17 protein-coding genes are annotated in these 17,757 nt (G+C 46.7%); 8 read left to right on the forward strand and 9 right to left on the reverse strand.

Translation table 11 applies throughout. The features are described from left to right. Positions 1-39: 39 nt before the first annotated feature. Both fghA and A9237_RS26675 read right to left on the reverse strand, forming a co-directional pair. The gene (gene fghA / locus A9237_RS26670) at positions 40-879 is read right to left on the reverse strand and encodes an S-formylglutathione hydrolase (protein WP_009706779.1); all 840 of its coding nucleotides are present in this window, start codon (positions 877-879) and stop codon (positions 40-42) included. A 155-nt stretch (positions 880-1,034) separates the two neighbouring features. Continuing rightward, a complete protein-coding gene (locus A9237_RS26675; protein WP_005434809.1) occupies positions 1,035-2,183 on the reverse strand; it encodes an S-(hydroxymethyl)glutathione dehydrogenase/class III alcohol dehydrogenase in 1,149 nt (382 codons plus the stop codon). A 314-nt stretch (positions 2,184-2,497) separates the two neighbouring features. Between A9237_RS26675 and A9237_RS26680 the strand changes: the two genes are divergently transcribed. The 4 genes from A9237_RS26680 to A9237_RS26695 all read left to right on the forward strand — a co-directional run bounded on the left by A9237_RS26680 (position 2,498) and on the right by A9237_RS26695 (position 7,278). After that, the gene (locus A9237_RS26680) at positions 2,498-3,304 is read left to right on the forward strand and encodes an arylamine N-acetyltransferase family protein (protein ID WP_078610190.1); all 807 of its coding nucleotides are present in this window, start codon (positions 2,498-2,500) and stop codon (positions 3,302-3,304) included. Between the two features lie 243 nt (positions 3,305-3,547). Further along, complete coding sequence (locus A9237_RS26685) at positions 3,548-5,707, forward strand: metallophosphoesterase (protein ID WP_078610191.1); 2,160 nt, start codon at positions 3,548-3,550, stop codon at positions 5,705-5,707. A 119-nt stretch (positions 5,708-5,826) separates the two neighbouring features. Next, positions 5,827-6,339: a GNAT family N-acetyltransferase gene (locus A9237_RS26690; RefSeq protein ID WP_078610192.1), complete on the forward strand. Its 513-nt coding sequence runs from the start codon at positions 5,827-5,829 to the stop codon at positions 6,337-6,339. A gap of 69 nt (positions 6,340-6,408) precedes the next feature. Beyond that, positions 6,409-7,278: a LysR family transcriptional regulator gene (locus tag A9237_RS26695; RefSeq protein ID WP_005434817.1), complete on the forward strand. Its 870-nt coding sequence runs from the start codon at positions 6,409-6,411 to the stop codon at positions 7,276-7,278. 75 nt (positions 7,279-7,353) lie between these two features. On the opposite strand, the gene A9237_RS26700 is transcribed toward A9237_RS26695, so the two are convergent. The 3 genes from A9237_RS26700 to A9237_RS26710 all read right to left on the reverse strand — a co-directional run bounded on the left by A9237_RS26700 (position 7,354) and on the right by A9237_RS26710 (position 11,149). Then, entirely contained in the window at positions 7,354-8,127 is a 774-nt protein-coding gene (locus A9237_RS26700) for a siderophore-interacting protein (RefSeq protein WP_078610193.1), read from the reverse strand. 233 nt (positions 8,128-8,360) lie between these two features. Then, positions 8,361-10,283 (reverse strand): S9 family peptidase, encoded by a 1,923-nt coding sequence (locus A9237_RS26705; protein WP_078610194.1) that lies wholly within the window; start codon positions 10,281-10,283, stop codon positions 8,361-8,363. Positions 10,284-10,564: 281 nt separating this feature from the next. Next, positions 10,565-11,149 carry a LysE family translocator gene (locus A9237_RS26710; RefSeq protein WP_078610195.1) on the reverse strand — a complete coding sequence of 195 codons (585 nt, stop codon included), beginning with the start codon at positions 11,147-11,149 and terminating at the stop codon, positions 10,565-10,567. A 149-nt stretch (positions 11,150-11,298) separates the two neighbouring features. On the opposite strand from A9237_RS26710, the gene A9237_RS26715 reads away from it, so the two are divergent. Beyond that, positions 11,299-11,739 carry an Lrp/AsnC family transcriptional regulator gene (locus A9237_RS26715; RefSeq protein ID WP_027726611.1) on the forward strand — a complete coding sequence of 147 codons (441 nt, stop codon included), beginning with the start codon at positions 11,299-11,301 and terminating at the stop codon, positions 11,737-11,739. Positions 11,740-11,950: 211 nt separating this feature from the next. Beyond that, entirely contained in the window at positions 11,951-13,129 is a 1,179-nt protein-coding gene (locus A9237_RS26720; RefSeq protein WP_020195107.1) for a lytic polysaccharide monooxygenase, read from the forward strand. Between the two features lie 55 nt (positions 13,130-13,184). On the opposite strand, the gene A9237_RS26725 is transcribed toward A9237_RS26720, so the two are convergent. Continuing rightward, positions 13,185-13,814 (reverse strand): HAD family hydrolase, encoded by a 630-nt coding sequence (locus A9237_RS26725; RefSeq protein ID WP_061010913.1) that lies wholly within the window; start codon positions 13,812-13,814, stop codon positions 13,185-13,187. Positions 13,815-13,830: 16 nt separating this feature from the next. After that, a complete protein-coding gene (locus A9237_RS26730) occupies positions 13,831-14,160 on the reverse strand; it encodes a DMT family transporter (protein WP_005533114.1) in 330 nt (109 codons plus the stop codon). Positions 14,161-14,347: 187 nt separating this feature from the next. Between A9237_RS26730 and A9237_RS26735 the strand changes: the two genes are divergently transcribed. Then, positions 14,348-15,094 carry a hypothetical protein gene (locus A9237_RS26735; protein WP_078610196.1) on the forward strand — a complete coding sequence of 249 codons (747 nt, stop codon included), beginning with the start codon at positions 14,348-14,350 and terminating at the stop codon, positions 15,092-15,094. 196 nt (positions 15,095-15,290) lie between these two features. Here A9237_RS26735 and A9237_RS26740 read toward each other — a convergent pair whose 3' ends face one another. Further along, positions 15,291-15,602, reverse strand: a complete 312-nt coding sequence (locus tag A9237_RS26740) for a cupin domain-containing protein (RefSeq protein WP_078610197.1) — start codon at positions 15,600-15,602, stop codon at positions 15,291-15,293. Positions 15,603-15,610: 8 nt separating this feature from the next. Then, a complete protein-coding gene (locus A9237_RS26745; RefSeq protein ID WP_078610198.1) occupies positions 15,611-16,261 on the reverse strand; it encodes a Qnr family pentapeptide repeat protein in 651 nt (216 codons plus the stop codon). 507 nt (positions 16,262-16,768) lie between these two features. On the opposite strand from A9237_RS26745, the gene ompW reads away from it, so the two are divergent. Then, a complete protein-coding gene (ompW, locus tag A9237_RS26750; protein ID WP_005434835.1) occupies positions 16,769-17,413 on the forward strand; it encodes an outer membrane protein OmpW in 645 nt (214 codons plus the stop codon). The last annotated feature ends 344 nt before the right edge of the window (positions 17,414-17,757 follow it).

Raw genomic sequence — 17,757 nt, forward strand, 5'->3', positions numbered from 1 at the left:
CTGTGCTCACTCGTTGACTTAACGAGCCTAAATCAGGTGTTAAGCAAACAGGTACTTCGCGTGGAAGTTCAAGTGATCAGCGATAAAGCTAGAGATAAAGAAGTAGCTGTGGTCGTAACCCGGCTGCATACGCAGCTCAACTGCTGAATCGTGGGCTTTTGCTGCCGCCAGTAACGCATCAGGCTTCAATTGCTCAGCAAGGAAGTTATCAGCATCACCTTGGTCGACTAGGATAGGTAATGGTGATTTTGCTTGCTTAAGTAACTCGCTCGCGTCGTACTGTTTCCAACTCTCGATATCAGTGCCTAGGTAAGCGGTAAACGCTTTTTGGCCCCAAGGGCATTGCATTGGGTTACTGATTGGGCTGAATGCTGAAATTGAACGGTACTGATCTGAATTTTTCAGACCAATTGTGATCGCACCGTGACCACCCATGCTGTGACCCGAAATCGACTTCACGTCAGAGACTGGGAAGTTACTTTCGATGATCGCTGGCAGTTCTTGGGTGATGTAGTCGTACATGTGGTAGTGACGCGACCATGGCTCTTGAGTAGCGTTTAGGTAGAAACCCGCACCTTTACCCAAATCGTAGTTTTCGTCGTCTGCAACATCGTCACCACGTGGGCTGGTATCCGGTGCCACAATGGCGATACCTAGCTCAGCCGCCATGCGAAACGCGCCTGCTTTCTGCATGAAGTTCTCATCGGTACACGTCAAGCCAGACAACCAGTAAACCACAGGCACTGGGTTTGATTTGGTTGCATTTGGTGGCAAGAAGATCGCGAAGCGCATGTTGCAGTTCAAAGCGCGAGATTCGTGTGTGTACTGTTTATGCCAACCACCGAATACTTTGGCTTGGCTTAGGCTTTCAATGGTCATGAATAATCTCTCGATAAAACAATGATTTTTAACGGCGGACAAGACCGTTAAAGACAGCGGATGGCTCTCTTCTCAAAGGAGAGTATATCCAGTGAGAAGAGCGCCTATTTCAAATTTTCAAATATCAGTCACATTCAGTGAGCTGCTATATTGGATTATTTATCCATGTGAAGAACGGTACGGATAGATTCACCTTTGTGCATCAATTCGAACGCTTCGTTCACGTCTTGCAGACCCATAGTGTGCGTGATGAATTCTTGTAGACCGAACTCACCAGCCATGTAACGGTTCACGATTTCTGGAAGCTCAGAGCGGCCTTTAACACCACCGAAAGCAGAACCACGCCATACGCGACCAGTTACTAGTTGGAATGGACGAGTTGAGATCTCTTGACCTGCACCAGCAACACCAATGATTACTGACTCACCCCAACCTTTGTGACAACACTCAAGTGCTTGACGCATCACGTTTACGTTACCGATACACTCGAATGAGTAGTCAACACCACCGTCTGTCATCTCAACGATAACGTCTTGGATTGGCTTGTCGAATTTCATTGGGTTGATGCAATCAGTAGCGCCAAGTTGTTTCGCTAGGTCGAATTTGCTTTCGTTGATGTCTACACCGATGATGCGGCTTGCACCAGCCATACGAGCACCGATGATTGCAGAAAGACCGATACCGCCTAGACCGAATACAGCAACTGTGTCGCCTTTTTCAACTTTAGCTGTGTTTAGTACCGCACCCATACCAGTGGTTACGCCACAACCTAGAAGACAAACTTCTTCAAGTGGTGCTTCTTTGTTTACTTTCGCTAGTGAGATTTCTGGAAGAACCGTGTACTCAGAGAAAGTAGAACAACCCATGTAGTGGAAAATAGTCTCACCGTTGATAGAGAAACGGCTTGTGCCATCTGGCATTAGACCTTTACCTTGAGTTTCACGAACTGCCTGACATAGGTTAGTTTTGCCAGATTTACAGAACTTACACTCACCACATTCAGCTGTGTAAAGTGGGATAACGTGGTCGCCAACTTCAACGCTTGTTACGCCTTCGCCAACCATTTCAACGATACCGCCACCTTCGTGACCAAGGATTGAAGGGAAGATACCTTCTGGATCGTCACCTGATAGTGTGAATGCGTCAGTGTGACAAACACCAGTTGCTACGATACGTACTAGCACTTCGCCCGCTTTTGGAAGTTGTACATCAACTTCTTCCATTTTAAGTGGCTCGCCAGCAGCCCATGCAACCATTGCTTTTGATTTAATGTGAGTTTGACCAGGTTTGATTTCAAGCGACATTGGATGTTTCCTTTATATTCTCAGTATATGGAGTGACGTCATAAGCGTAGTTGAGGTTTGCTCACTGCGCTGCGTCGTTTTGTTGGTGCCCATTTTAGGTGTTTCACGAAAAATGATAATCCGGTTAAATTGAAAATGATTTTTACGCATACGTAATAATCAACAAAAAGGCGCAATGATTTATGCGAGCGAAACAGGGTAAGTTGGAGAAAAACAAAGTAAGGACGAGAAAATTCGTTTTGGGGTTTGACCTCAAGCGTGGTTGAGGTTTTATTGTGTCGGCCATTGCGAAGAAACATCGATTTAGGATCAGAATGAACAACAAAGATTTAAAGGCTTACTTAAACAAGATTGGCGTAACGCAGCAATTGGACGTCAGCGTGGATACGCTCTTTGCTCTGCATAACGCGCAGCATCGTCGTTTGCCATTTGAGAACTTTGATATCGCATTGGGTAAAGGCATTTCGACGTCTGAACAAGACATCATCGACAAGCTGGTTTACCACGAGCGCGGCGGTTACTGTTTTGAATTGAACGGTCTGCTGCTAAGAGTGCTCAAACAGGTCGGCTTTGAAGCAAGACCACTGTTAGGCCGCGTACACTTATCTGGCACTCCTTCGGGCAGAACGCATCAGTTCACTTTGGTGACGCTTGGGGATGAAAAGTGGATTGTCGATGCAGGCTTTGGCTCAAACACACCACGTGCACCGCTGCCTTTTGTGACTAATCAACCTATTCATACCGATCTGCAAACATTCCGCTTTGTTGAGGATGAGCGTGTTGGCTACATGCTACAAATTCAGTCTTATGATGATGCAAACCAGTGGATTGATATGTACAGCTTGGACTTTGAACATGTGTTTGATGGCGACATTGTGTGTGGAAACCACTATGCGTCAACGTCACCTCATTCGCGCTTTACGTCCAGTCGTGTTGCCACGCTAGCGACCGAGCTGGGAATCATCACGTTGGCGAACCACACGTTAAAGCACCGTTTGAATAATGAAGTGGTTGAGCAAGAGCTGGCAGAAGGGCAAAGCTACCTATCAGCACTGAAAGAACACTTTGGTATTGAGCTGAATGCCGAGTATCAAGACCTGAAACCACTGCCTCAGCTATAACCATTCTGAATGACTTAACCATTGATGCTTGGCGAAAAGTATAGTGAGCATCAATGGGTTTGATTTGGTCTACTCCAAGCTGTTTATTGGTTTAAGTTATTGATTAAAAAGAGTGTGAACGAAGGTCACAGAACGGAACGGCTTGCGATAAGTTGTAAGAAAGTCGCAACCTAATTGTCATTTTTTCTACCTAAGCTCCTCGCCCGATTTCAAAATTATTACTCTTTTATCGGGATGAGAAAAATGAAACGCAGTACATTGACCGTACTCTCCGGTCTGATTGCCGCTACTCTAGTTGGCTGTAATTCAGACTCTTCTAGCAGTGACACCCCAGAACTCGAAGCGCCAGTCCAAGTGGCCTTTATGCCAGACATCCACTTCCACGATGTGTATGGTGATTTCCAAGACGGCTCTTTCCAAGGCTTGTATACCAACTCAAGCGGTAAGTACGCGACGATTCGAACCATGCAATCGCAGATGGAATCGACTCGTCTGTTCAATGAAAACTACTTCGCAATGATTGCGGCTTTGGATGACGTGGTAGAGCGCGGAATTAAGTATGTGGCGCTACCGGGCGATTTCAGTGATGACGGCCAACCTGTGCACATGCGTGGTTTGGTTAAAATCTTCGACCACTATCGTGAAACATACGGACTTGAGTTCTTTGCAGCGCCGGGTAACCACGATCCGGGCAAGCCATTTACCGTCGCCGCGGGCAAATCGGATTACCTTGGTGAAGACGGTAAGAAACAACGCATTTTCAGCCGTGGTAAAGATGAGTGTGTTGATTACGAAGGGGAATGGGGCACGATTCCGGGTGAAGATGGAAACTTAGATACTATCTGTACGGAAGAAGTGAAAGAGTGGGGCTACAAGGAGATCATGGATATCCTTGGTACGCACGGTTTCTACCCACAAGAAGAGTACCTGTACTTCGAAACGCCTTACAGCAGTGATGAAGCCCGCAACAACTACTCGTACGAACTTGCTTCGGAAGAAGCGACTTACGACAAGCGTATGTTTGAGATTTGCCACCAAGGGACGGGCGGTGAGTACAAACAAGATGGTTACACCAACTGTGCGGTGGTTCCAGATACCAGCTACTTGGTAGAGCCAGTGAAAGGCTTGTGGTTGTTGGCCATCGACGCAAACGTCTACAAACCAAAAGACACCTTGCCAGATGGTTCGGTCAATGGTGAGGACTTTGATGGCTCTAGCAGCGCAGGTTACAACATGATGTTGACCCACAAGCAGCACGTTATCGAGTGGATCAGCGATGTGGTGAAAGCGGCGAAAGAGCAGAATAAAACCTTGGTGTCATTCAGCCATTTCCCAATGACCGATTTCTACAATGGTGCGTCAGAAGACATAGAAGACCTGTTTGGTGAAGGCAGTCATCAGCTTTCTCGTGAACCAAACGACGACACCAGTAAAGCACTGGCTGCGACGGGTTTGAGCATTCACGTTGGCGGCCACATGCACTTCAATGATACCGGCAAGAAAAGTTATGTGATTGACGGTGTGCAACACACGCTGTTTAACATCCAGGCGCCTTCTCTGGCGGGCTACATTCCGGCTTATAAACTGTTGAACATTCGTCCTGATCACCAAGTTGAAGTAGAAACGGTCGTGATCGACAAAGTGGCTGGCTACAACGAATTGTTTGAGCACTATGCACGTGAGCATGAACACCTGACTGAACAAGCAGGTGATGATGAAACTGCAAAGGCGAGCATCTGGAACAAAGAGATTCTTGAAGCCGACAGTTACTACGCACTGACAGATTGGCACATTCGAGAGTTGACGCGCCTGCGCTTCTTACCGAGTGATTGGCCATTAGAAATGCGTGAGATGATCATGCACATGGATGGCGACGACATGCTGATTATGTCTCAGCTTTCGACGGAATTTACCGTGTGCCAGCTAGCGAAAGAGCTTGGCTATGACATCGTCAACTGTAACGAGAGCGCTGTTGTGGATTACGAACAGTTCCAGAAAGACTGGCAAGCCGCGTCGCAACAAGCAGAAGCCATTGCTCAAGAAGGCGGCTTTACGTTGACCGATTTTGCTGAATGGAATGGTGAAGAGCTAGCAACGGATTTTTACCGTCTTCGCAATGCCGATGAGTTGGCGTTCCGTGACATTGAAGAAGCACAATTGCTGCAATATGAGCTACTAAGTCGAGAGTTATCTGAGTTCGCCGGAACGGTAGACTCTGAGCTTGGTGACTTAGGTGAATACTCGGTTGGCGAAGTGTTCCGCTCACGCTTTGGTAGCCTGTTTGTGATTCTTGAGAAGTTCGCGACTGGACAAGCAAGTGATCACTTCCTGATCGATACTGAGCAGCAAACGCTGATTGATCTTAAAGGCGAAGTGAAGCGCGATATTCTCAAAAGCGAATAGCCCCCTTATTTAAAATATGGAAAGCGCAGCTCAGTCTGCGCTTTTTTATTTGCGCTGTCTCTCAGTAAGTGGCTTTTCAAAGGTTTACCTTTAACCATGAGAAATAAATGAGGTAAATCATGCGCTTTGAATACATACTTGATGATGAAGTCACCCAAGAACTCGACGCAAAGCTAAGAAGTTTGCTCTCCACTTGCTTCACCAAGGAGCAAGACAAAATCTTCCAAACTCAACGATACTTCAATGAAATGCCTCGCCACCGTTACCTCATTTGGGACGGAGACACCCTTGCGGCCCATGTTGCGGTCCATGAAAAACAAGTGATCATTGATGACCAATCTTTCCCAATAAGTGGTATTGCCGAAGTGTGTGTGCAGCCTGATTCACGAGGACAAGGGTTGGTGAAGTTACTGCTTAAGGCGGTACATCAAGATGCTTTGGAGCGAGGCGATGCCTTCTCGGTATTGTTTGGCCGTACCAATGTCTACCAGTCCAGCGGTTATCAACCGATCAACAACTTACACATGAAAGTTCAGCCCAATAAATGGGTTAGCACGAGCGACGCTATGGTGTGCTCGCTGAACATCATTTGGCCACAACAGACGGTCCATTTAGTCGGCTATCCTTTTTAAACAGGTTTTCTCCACATGAAACTTTGTGTGAGAATACGCAATACATAGAATTCCACAGGAACCACATTCATGGCGAATTGGGAAGGCGTGAGCGAGTTTGTCGCTGTCGCAGAAACCAACAGCTTCACGGGCGCAGCCAACAAGTTGAAAACATCGGTGGCGCAAATCAGCCGCCGCGTGTCAGCGTTGGAAGAGCGTTTGGCGGTTAAGTTGCTGCACCGTACCACGCGAAAAGTCTCACTAACCGAGGCGGGGCAACTCTATTACCAGCAATGTAAACACCTTGTTGAAGGCTTGGAGTTGGCCGAATTGGCGGTAACGCAAATGCAAGCAGAACCGAAAGGCTTGCTCAAAGTGACCGCTCCTGTGACTTACGGTGAGATGAACCTAGCGCCGTTGTTGCACCAGTTTATTGAGAAATACCCGCAGGTAAATCTGGATTTGAATCTGACTAACCAAAAGTTAGATTTGATTGAGCAAGGCGTCGATGTGGCGATTCGTCTTGGACGTTTGCAAGACTCCAGTTTGATTGCCAAGCGTTTGTCATCCCGACAGCTTTACGTGTGTGCTAGCCCTGCGTACTTAGATCGCTCTGGCGAACCGCATACCTTGTCTGAACTGAGTCATCACCAATGTTTGGTCGGTACAGCAGATTACTGGCACTTTAAAGAGCAAAAGCGTGAGAAGTCTCTACGTGTTTCTGGCCGAATCAAATGCAACAGTGGCTTTGCGTTGGTCGATGCGGCAAAACGTGGTTTAGGTTTGGTGCAACTGCCGGACTACTACGTGCAAGAGGCGTTAGACAATGGCGAGCTGGTGGAAGTGTTAACCGATTACCGAGATGATCGTGAAGGTATTTGGGCACTGTACCCACAAAATCGAAACCTGTCGCCAAAAGTGCGCTTACTGATTGATTTCTTGGCTGAAAACATGAGCTGAGTGATGAACTCAATCCATTGAAAAAGCCAAGTTGATCTGTGGCAACTTGGCTTTGTTTTTTGTGGTAAGTGGACGTTACTGTTCGTTTAACTCAGCATCTTCGCGCTTGATGACCTTGTGACCATCTTCTGATACGCCTTGTTTCCAGTAACTGCTGAGGTAAAGGTTTTCACGTTCCACTTCTTTTTCGTTACGGAAGTATTGGCGTAGCGCACGCATCGAGTCGAACTCACAAGCACACCACACTGCTGCTTCACCTGTTTTCCATTCCAGCGAGCGAACTTTATCTTCGAGTGATTGCTCTGTGATCCAATGGATTTCCATACCTGCTGGTGCTTCGAGAGCTTGGATATCCGCTTCAGAGATCACACTGATCACCGCATAACCTGTTGCGTCTTCTGGCAGAGTGCGAATCTTCGCTGATAGCGCAGGCAGTGCAGTCATGTCCGCCGCCATAAAGAACCAATCAGCTTCTGTATTTAGGTTCGAGATGCTGCCAGGGCCAGCGATGTTAATGGTGTCGCCTTCTTTGGCAGACATTGCCCAACGCGCAGCAAAGCCACATTGTAGGTCTTTGGTGATGTGACGTACGAAATCGACTTCAATTGTGCATGCTTGTGGGTCGAAGCGACGAATGGTGTAAGTACGCATGACAGGGCGGTTGTCTTCTGAGAAGCCTTGAATATCAGTGCCGCCGGTTTCGTTGAATAACAGCTTGATGTAGCTGCCTTCGCAATCTTGTGGGAAGTTGCCTAGCGCGTCACCTTGCAGGGTAATGCGCTGCATGTTCGGTGTTACGGCTTGTGTGTTGATGACAACGAGGCTTTTTGGTTGTGGTTTCTTTTTCATTTTAATTCACATTTCACTACGTTTGATAACTATTCTCTTTCTCATCTAAGATTAACAGCATCTCAATAAGGCAGATAGTGTCTTTATCTAAATTTACACTCTGATCTGAGAATCGGCGATTTAATTTCGGTACGCCTCGCTCAAATGAACACTTCGTCGTCCCGCTTTATAAGATAGTGACGGGACAATAAAAAAGGGCACCGAAGTGCCCTTGAGAGAAGAATGGAGCTTGTTTACTGCGTTTGCTCTAACAAATGTGTTTTCAGGAATCGATCCATCGCTTGGTAACCATCGAGACGGTTTTCTAGTGAACGGAAGCCGTGACCTTCGTTCTCCTTAACGATGTACTCCACTTCAACGCCGCGGTCGCGCAGAGCATTAACGATTTGGTCAGACTCACTCTTCACCACTCGTGGGTCTTTCGCGCCTTGCAGAACCAACAGTGGTGCTTTGATTTGGTCTACGTGGAACACTGGTGAATAGGCCTTCATCATCTTCGCATCTTCTGGATCTTCCGGATTGCCCACTTGCTCATGCAGCATGGCTAGGAAAGGTGCCCAGTATGGTGGGATAGAATCCATGAAGGTGAACAGGTTAGACACGCCAACGTAGTCGATACCACATTTGTACAGGTCAGGCGTAAACGTCACACCAGCCAATGTCGCGTAACCACCGTAAGATGCGCCGTAGATACACACTTCGCCATCTTGTGCGTAGCCTTGGTCAATCGCCCATTTTACGCCGTCTGTGATGTCGTCTTGCATCGACTGACCCCATTGCTTGAACGACTTCTCCCAAAACTCACGGCCATAACCCGTTGAGCCACGGAAGTTCATTTGCAGTACAGCGATACCACGGTTGGCAAACAGCTGAACTTCTGGTTGGAAGCCCCAATGGTCACGCGCCCAAGGACCGCCGTGTGGCAAGACCAATAGTGGTAAATCTTTTGCTTCACGACCTTTTGGCAGTGTTAGATAACCATGAATGGTTAAGCCATCACGAGCGGTGTAAGTGATAGGCTTCATCTCCGCCATGTCTTCTGGTTTATGCCAAGGTGCGTTTGCAGCTAACTTCTCAAGTTGGTCTGAATCGCGATCGTAGTAGTAGTAATTTGGACGGTCGGTGTCGCTGTAGGTCACGACAATCATTTTTCTCTCGTCGCGAGTCGTGTTGTTCACCGAGATTTCAACGCCCGGAAGCTTTTCTTGCAGACGCTCAAAAGTCTCTTCATAACCTTTATCAAGGAAATGGTACTGACGCTTGTCCGTTACATAAGAGATCGTCGTGAGCTTGTTCAGTGCGTTTGAGTAACTCGCATTTGTGACGTCCACTTCTGGATGAGAGAAGATCTCGCGCACTTCTTTGTTTGCTTTCACATCGTATTCAATGATCGCGGATTTATCGCGGGTAATACGAGAAGCAACGTACAAGTTCTTGTTGTCTGGTGTGAACGAGATTGGCGAGAAGTCTTCTTTGAAGGTGAGATTCTTCAATGGGCGGAACTCTTCATCCACAGTGTCACGATAGAGGACTGCAGTGTTTACGCCGTCTGAAGTCGAAATCACGCGAATGTTACCATCGTGGTCCGTACCCCAGTAACGCACGTTGCCTGGGTTTTGCGCAACCAGCGTGTTTTCACCGGTTTTCAAGTTATGACGATAAACATCAAACACTTGTCGGTTACGCTCGTTAGTCGTGATAAGAATGTCGTCAGGCTGGCTTTCTAAGGTGTCGATAACATAAGCCACGACACCGGACGTTGGTGTGATGGTTTTCTCTTCACCCGTTTTTACGTTCACCGTAACGAGGTAGAAGTTCTCATCACCACCTGTATCGCGAGAGTAGATGATGGTGTCATCGCCAACCCAGTAGTAGTAAGCGATGTCGCGATCAGCAATGGATGTGATGCGCTTGACTTGATCGGCTTTGCCTACGGGATGAACAAAGACGTTTTTACGATCTTGCCACGGTTTCATCATCGAAATGTAATCGCCAGCTGGGGAGATTTGGTAGCTTGATACTTCTGAATTACGGAAGAAATATTCCACCGGATATTCTGGCGGAATGATCTCTGAGGTTGTGGTGGTCGAGGTTTGGCTACAACCCGAAACGAGTAAGCCAAAAGCGGTAGCAAGAATGAGCTTGCGAGTACGCATTGTGTAACGCTCCTTGTGTGACAGACCTGTCAGCATCGTGCTTGTTGGTCAGAGTGAATCGATTGTCGCGGCAAAATACAGCGCCATGACAAAGCAGTGACGAAGTGCGCCTAATCACTAAATTAGCTCAGGCGGATGCTTATTAAGTTTTCATGTTTTAGTCACTGCTGTTGCTACTATGACCCAATCCATCCGTGGAAGTGGCGATTATTTGTACTTACCGAACAAAGGACTAGCTAAAACTTGGCATAAGTCACACTTATCTTTCATTGTTTTGTCATTTATATCATTGGGATAGTGGACAAAAGCAGAAGCGCCGCCATGCCATAGTTGAAGCCTTTTACGCGTTTAGACGTGGTCAACCAACGTTGAAGTTGCATGCCTGCCGCCGTCCAAAAAGTCACAGAAGGCAGGTTCGCTAAACAGAAGATGCCGGCGATAAATGCCAGTTCTAGCCAAGATCCGCCGCTGCTGTATACGGTGATGGCAGTGAGTGCCATTGACCAGCCTTTAGGGTTCGCCCATTGAAATGCCACTGCACCCAAAAAACTCATTGGTCGGTAATCATCTTTGACTTCCGTCTTGCTGCTGGTTGCTATTTTGTACGTGAGGTACAACAAGTAAGTCAGGCTCATTACCTTGAGGATGCTATGCGTGATCGGATACGCATGAAACAAGCCCATAAGACCAATGCCAACCAAAATCAGCATCGCGGCGAAACCTAGTGTGATGCCCAACATGTGTGGGATAGTGCGCTTAAAGCCGACGTTAGCACCAGACGTCATAAGCATGATGTTGTTCGGTCCCGGAGTGAAGGTCGAGACAAACGCAAACAGTGCCAACGCACCAAGTTGATGGTATTCCATAATGTGTTCCTGCATTTCTGTTTTGCCTGCGAATCAGCAGGCAAGGGATTACGTTTTCTGACCGGTCGAGAACAATGATAGGTAGAAGCGCCATCAATTTTGTGCTTTTATTTGACGAATACTCACTCGCTAAACAACAAAAGAGCATCATGGATAGATTTGACGAAAGAATATTGCAAGCGCTGAAATCAGACGGAAGAATCTCCAATGTGGAGCTGTCTGAACGAGTTGGATTATCGCCATCCGCGACCTTGCGTCGAGTGCAAGATTTGGAGCGTAAAGGCGTGATCAAAGGTTATCGAGCGGTGCTGGATAATCAGCAAATGGGCGTCGGTTTTGTCGCTTATGTGTCGATAGGCTTGGCATCGCATTCCAAACACGCACAACTAGGCTTTGAAGAGCACGTTCGATTTGTCGACCAAGTTGTCGAGTGCCACAACATTACGGGTTCTAACGAGTATCTATTAAGAGTCGAAACTCAAGACCTTGCGGCATACAAAGCGTTTCATGCCGATGTTCTCGGGGAATGCGAACACGTTAAAGCCATTACGACCATGGTGGTGATGGACACGCCAAAAGATGAGCGTTAATCCTTCGCCCTCGATTTTGTAGCACATCAATTTGAAGTGACTCGAAAGAGTCAGTCGAGTATGAGCAGAGTCCACATAAAATGCTGGAAAGCAGTCTGCAATCTGACAATTCCAGAATTTATTCTCACCTTCTAAATAATCGCATCCTGCTAGTTTTTCTACGTCGCTGCCCGGTTCGCGAGCAGCGGGTCATAAAATTTAAGGATGAATGATGAAATCATACGTAACCCTTCCCCTTGCAAGCTTGGGCGCACTTGCGGCTTTAAGCTCTTTTAATGTCAGTGCCCACGGCTGGGTCGAGTTTCCAAGCGCTCGCCAAAACACCTGTTATTTAGACGGCGGTTTTTGGACCAATGAAATTCCAAACCAAGCGTGTCAGGCAGCCTATGACGAATCGGGTGCTTACCCCTTTGTACAACGTAGTGAGATTGCTGCAAACGTACCGAACTACCGTGACATGGCACACGTGAAAGCTATTGTGCGTGATGGCGAACTTTGTTCAGCTGGTGATGCAGCTAAAAAAGGTTTGAATATCCCATCGCCAAATTGGCAGCGCACGAATGTAACGCCAGATGCGAATAACCAAATCGAATTGGTGTTCTTTGGCAAAGCGCCACATAACCCGTCTTACTGGGAGTTTTATCTTTCTAAACCTACTTATGATGATACTCAGCCACTGACTTGGGACGATTTAGAGCTGATTGATACTGCTGGCGATGTGTATGTGGATGCAGAAAAACGCTACCGCATGCAGGTAACCTTCCCGGCAGATCGTTCAGGCGATGCGATTCTTTATACTCGTTGGCAACGTATTGATGTGGCAGGTGAGGGCTTCTACAACTGTAGTGACATTACCTTAAATGGTAATGGTACAACGCCTCCTACCGATCCGGTTGACCCAACAGATCCAGCAAACAACCTGACCGCTCTGGGCTATTTTGTCCCACAAGGCTTTGGTCCGGTAGAAGCGGGAGACACGGTACGATTCCGCACGTTTAATGCAACGGGCACTGAGATCGTCGATCTGTCACTAGCAATCAGTGCAAACAACACGACAACGTGGGCAGCGGAGTTAGCCGACCAATTTAATTCTCAGCAAACGGGCGATTGGTACGTTGGTATTTGGCACGAAGCAATGAAGCACTACATGTTCGATACCAACAACATCTACGCAAACCAAGTGTTGGCTCCGAACGCTAACTTTAGCTACGCGTTGTCATTGATTAAAGGTGATACCACGCCACCAGTTGAGCCGACCAACCTTTGGAGCAAAGACGCGGTGTACAACCAAGGAGATGTCGTGACGCACAATGGTCGTGAATGGACTGCCCAGTGGTGGACAACTGGCGAAGAACCGGGAACCACAGGTGAATGGGGTGTTTGGCGTTAAGCGCCACTCGTTTCAAATACGTAAAACCCTTCTCAATTAAGAAGGGTTTTCTGTTTTAATTCAGGTTGTTTTCGCTTTGCCAAGGTTGCCAATTCATCATCGCATGGCTGGCTAATTTGAGCATCGGAATGTCTTCGTGGGTGTCGCCGTAAGCGTAAATCGTCTCGTATTGGCTCAAGTCGAAAGCGCGTTGAACACGCTCGACCTTTCTTTCCAAACTGCAATCGCCACTTTGGTAACGACCATTAATGCGTTCACTTTCGCCGAGTAACTCACTACAAAGTAATTGGTAGCCGTGCGTTTGGCTCCACGGTCTTAAGTAGGCGTTAAGTGATGCTGAGACAACGACAATGGTGTCGCCTCGCGCTTGATGCCATTCCAGTTTCGCTTGGGCTTCTGGGCGAATGTGTTTTGTAATCACCTCTTTTGCAAACTGGGCTCCTAACGCTTCAACGTCTCGCGTTCTTCTTCCTGCAAAGGCGATGAAACTGGCGATAGGGCGCATTCGTTTAGCCGGGATAACTCCTGCTTTGTAGAGCGCATAGAACGGCAGAATCACAACGTTTCCGACCCACTTGCGCAGGCCAAAAACAGAATAGTGGAGGAAGGCGCTAAACATATCCTCATCGGTGATGGTGCCATCAAAATCAAACAGTGCGAGAGAGGGCTTTTGGCTATCTGACAATCCGCTGCCTTATGGTTTAGTGTGCGTGTCCGTGAGAGAAGTTTATCACCATCACGCCCGCTGCGATAAGTGCCATGCCAATCCAAAGGCTAGTATCCATGTGTTGGCGGTAAACCAATTGCGAGATTAAAGTCACCGATACAATTGCCAAACCTGCCCAAAGAGCGTGAACAATGCCAACTGGCATGCCGCCTTTCATCGCCTGCGCCAAACAGACAAAAGCAGCCAAGTGACCAATCAAGACAAGGGTTGCAGGCAGCGGTTTACTAAAGCCATCAGTGGCTTTAAGTGCAACGTGTGAAAGGGCTTCTGCGCCCACGCCTAAAAGTAAGAAAAACCAGCTCATTGTTATCGTTCGTCATCGGTTAATTTGGAATGGGGCTAGTATATTGATGTCGAATAAAATGATAATCCCATAAAAATTCAAATGACTTTTACTTGGTTGTAATAATAAGCCCGTCTTACATACGCTTACATCAACTCGTTGCCGCAATCGTTACACTGCCGCCGTCTTGGTAAAGGAGCGTGTATAGATGCATAAAGCAATAGCGAGTATTGCGGTGATGTTTGCACTGAGTGGCTGTGGTGGCGAAGGAATAACGACAGACTCTGTGCCTAAGTTTAAAGATCACAGAGCGAACTATGAGGTAGACGGTATTGATCTGCTGCATCGTTCGATCACCGACACCATCAGCGATGACTTACTGGGCTTTGAGGCCGAGAACTTGTCTCGCAAAGTGACTTACACGCTCGATCGACTCTCATTAAACATTTTGCGTGATTTTAATGTGAGTACCCTCGCGGAGTTAGAAGCATTAGTCCCGAATGTTGGTGACAACAAAACCTCTCTGATTTTTGAGTTTCACTTGATGCGGCTCACACCTGAAATGGTGATGGTCAGCTCATCAAACGAGATTGAACACTTCTTTTATGAAGCGGACATCATCGAAACCCGTTTTGGTATCTCAACCTATAAATTCACCGAAGCACCAACGCGTGTTGACATGGTGGTGTATCCAGAAGGTATTGCGATTGAGGCATTCAACCAAGGTTATCAAGCTGAATATGATGCAAGCAAAGGCACGTATAAGGTGCGTTTGCAGTACGACGAGAATGGTGAAAAAAGCCAATATGATGAGCTGATAGTGGACTTGAACAGTGATCAAGTTCGGCTGGAGATAGGCACAACGACGATGGAAGGGCTAGAAGTCAAAGACACCGTTGAGCAAAGCCATCGATTCGAATACAACCGCAAACAAAACACACTCTCACGCCAATAACACGTTTTTATCTATGAACATTGAAGTGATGACTAGGTTCATTTCTGAGTAACGGTTGGGAGACTGGCTCGGAGTCATGACTTCAATTTCTTTTGCGCCTCACCTAGACCCTTTATTGCGCACATGGGGAAAGTTAGGGTTTCTTTCCCCCGTTTTTCTTTACCTGCTCGTCGGAATAACAATAAAGATTGACAATCTAGCAGTGGAAAACCGCCAACCAAATCGTCTCTTGTTCTGGATCTGTCCAACTGACGCGATGCTTTGTATGCGCCGGAATGTTGATGTGGTCACCGGCTTCTAAACGTTTTACAGCTCCATCTTCATAAGTCAGTTCGCCTGCGCCTTGCAGCACCAAAACCCACTCATGTTCTTCTTGATCGTACCATTCGCCCTCTGGCGTGGTTTGCCCTTTTGAGACAATACGCTCGATGCGCAGCTGTTTATGCGTGAGTAAATCTTCGAACACTTCTTCACTCAGATCACTGGGTAGGTCTCTAAACAGATTCATAATGCTTCCTAAATAACGATCAGTCCAAATGGTGCGAGCAGTTGTTCTTGCTGCCAGTCGCAGATCTTAACACCGTATAAAGAGACGCGGCGAATGTCCAAACCTTCTAAGTCGACATGGGTAAGATCGCTCTCTTCTATATTAAAGCTGCCCCATTGCTCTTGGCTGAATTCTCCTCTCGATAGGTCAGAACCTTTAAAGCTTGCGCCCATCAAATTAGCGCCGTTCCATCGGTTTTCAAACAGGTCGCATTTCTCTAGCAGTGCGCGCTCAAAGTTGGTGTAAGCCAAGTTGCAGCCAGTAATGTAGGCGATACAAAAGAACACGGTATTGCTGACGCGATTAGCGAAGTTGGCACTTTGAAAGTTTGCACCCTTCAAATCGCATTTGCGCAGTTCGATGCCGACGCAATCCGCACCATTGAACTGGGACATGGCCAACATGCAGTTGCTAAAGCTGGCGTCTTTGAGCTTGGCATAACGGAAACTGCAGCCTTCTATGTCGCTCGGCTGGATAAAACGGCAGTCAATAAACTTTGCATCACTCAGATCGGCGTGGTCGAAATTGCACTGATAAAAGCGGCAGTTTTCAAAAGTGGTGTTTTGCAAATCGTGATGAGAAAAGTCTTCCTGTTCGAAAGTGAGATCGGTCTTAATCATGGCTTTTTATCTTTTCCTTGTTAGGTTGGAAGCAGACTAACACCCTAAGTGACTGATTTTCCAGAAATATAACTTGTTGTATTTCAGTGGTTTACAAAGGCCGAAAATCGCCAATTTAAGCGGTCAAATTGGCGATTTGAAGTGGGTATTTTTTGAAAATAACCCGAGCATATCGAGAAAAAAGTTTTGTTTAGCACAGAGGCTCACAGAGGAAGCGGAATGAGAACTGCGACGCACGCTTCTCACACGCACAGTTTGCATTACAGGATTGTGTCCTATTTGCATAATTTGTTGATCAATTTGGCGTTTTTGTATACGGAAAAGCTATATTTTTCACAAATTGATTTCCATCAAAATAGTAGGGTTTCTATATGCTAGATTGCGCGCAGCTCAAGAAAATAGTGATACTCGCGTGCTTCAAGGTTTTGGATTCATTAAGGAACTGCCCAAAAGGGAAGAGCGCAGCTGAGTACAAAAAGAAACAAAGCCCTACAAAAGGAAATAACAATGAAAAAAACAATCTGCAGTTTAGCAGTGGTTGCTGCGTTAGTGTCTCCAAGTGTTTTCGCTCACAGTGAAGGTGACTTCATTTTACGTGTTGGTGCGGCATCCGTTGTACCAAATGACAGCAGTGACAAAATCCTAGGTTCTCAAGAAGAGCTTAAAGTGGATTCCAACACGCAGCTGGGCTTGACGTTCGGTTACATGTTTACCGACAACATCAGCTTAGAAGTCCTTGCTGCAACGCCGTTTAGCCATGATATTTCTACAGATCTACTTGGCCTTGGTGACATCGGTGAGACAAAACACCTGCCACCAACAGTGATGGTTCAGTACTACTTTGGTGACTCACAAAGCAAATTCCGCCCATACGTGGGTGCGGGTCTAAACTACACCATCTTCTTTGATGAAGGCTTTAACGGTACGGGTAAAGGCGCTGGCCTTTCTGATTTGAAATTGGATGATTCATTCGGTCTAGCTGCAAACGTTGGTGTGGACTACATGATCAACGATAAATGGTTCCTAAACGCATCGGCGTGGTACGCAAACATTGAAACAGAAGCGACCTACAAAGCGGGTGGCGCGAAACAAAAAACTGACGTTGAAATCAACCCTTGGGTATTCATGATCAGCGGCGGTTACAAGTTCTAAGAAAAAGCAGTAGCAAAAGAACAACAATATTATTGGCATGACTTTTAGGGGCAGTTGCGGGGATTGCCCCTCTTTTTTTTATTTCATTTTCTCTTCTTCTCATCTCTCCTTTCTCTTCCTATTTCTATGATTTTTCTATTTGTAAACGCATCGACTAAAAAATGAATTTTCTGTTAATTCTCGATTGCTGAGAAAAGCGAAAAATTACTATAGCTAGGTTTTGAAATTGTTCTGATAAATTCGATGACAAGCATTCGGTTAATTATTAATCGAACGTCAAAATAAATATTACAAAATGAAGCTAAGGACTGGCTGACTAAGGAAAATTACTCGTAAAGCGTGGA

Origin of the sequence: Vibrio owensii, from assembly GCF_002021755.1 — a bacterium.
Taxonomy (GTDB): Bacteria; Pseudomonadota; Gammaproteobacteria; order Enterobacterales; family Vibrionaceae; genus Vibrio; species Vibrio owensii.

Coding starts and splice junctions, on each gene's coding strand:
- fghA (WP_009706779.1), bottom strand. CDS start 879: ATGACCATTGAAAGCCTAAGCCAAGCCAAAGTATTCGGTGGTTGGCAT.
- A9237_RS26675 (WP_005434809.1), bottom strand. CDS start 2,183: ATGTCGCTTGAAATCAAACCTGGTCAAACTCACATTAAATCAAAAGCA.
- A9237_RS26680 (WP_078610190.1), top strand. CDS start 2,498: ATGAACAACAAAGATTTAAAGGCTTACTTAAACAAGATTGGCGTAACG.
- A9237_RS26685 (WP_078610191.1), top strand. CDS start 3,548: ATGAAACGCAGTACATTGACCGTACTCTCCGGTCTGATTGCCGCTACT.
- A9237_RS26690 (WP_078610192.1), top strand. CDS start 5,827: ATGCGCTTTGAATACATACTTGATGATGAAGTCACCCAAGAACTCGAC.
- A9237_RS26695 (WP_005434817.1), top strand. CDS start 6,409: ATGGCGAATTGGGAAGGCGTGAGCGAGTTTGTCGCTGTCGCAGAAACC.
- A9237_RS26700 (WP_078610193.1), bottom strand. CDS start 8,127: ATGAAAAAGAAACCACAACCAAAAAGCCTCGTTGTCATCAACACACAA.
- A9237_RS26705 (WP_078610194.1), bottom strand. CDS start 10,283: ATGCGTACTCGCAAGCTCATTCTTGCTACCGCTTTTGGCTTACTCGTT.
- A9237_RS26710 (WP_078610195.1), bottom strand. CDS start 11,149: ATGGAATACCATCAACTTGGTGCGTTGGCACTGTTTGCGTTTGTCTCG.
- A9237_RS26715 (WP_027726611.1), top strand. CDS start 11,299: ATGGATAGATTTGACGAAAGAATATTGCAAGCGCTGAAATCAGACGGA.
- A9237_RS26720 (WP_020195107.1), top strand. CDS start 11,951: ATGAAATCATACGTAACCCTTCCCCTTGCAAGCTTGGGCGCACTTGCG.
- A9237_RS26730 (WP_005533114.1), bottom strand. CDS start 14,160: ATGAGCTGGTTTTTCTTACTTTTAGGCGTGGGCGCAGAAGCCCTTTCA.
- A9237_RS26735 (WP_078610196.1), top strand. CDS start 14,348: ATGCATAAAGCAATAGCGAGTATTGCGGTGATGTTTGCACTGAGTGGC.
- A9237_RS26740 (WP_078610197.1), bottom strand. CDS start 15,602: ATGAATCTGTTTAGAGACCTACCCAGTGATCTGAGTGAAGAAGTGTTC.
- A9237_RS26745 (WP_078610198.1), bottom strand. CDS start 16,261: ATGATTAAGACCGATCTCACTTTCGAACAGGAAGACTTTTCTCATCAC.
- ompW (WP_005434835.1), top strand. CDS start 16,769: ATGAAAAAAACAATCTGCAGTTTAGCAGTGGTTGCTGCGTTAGTGTCT.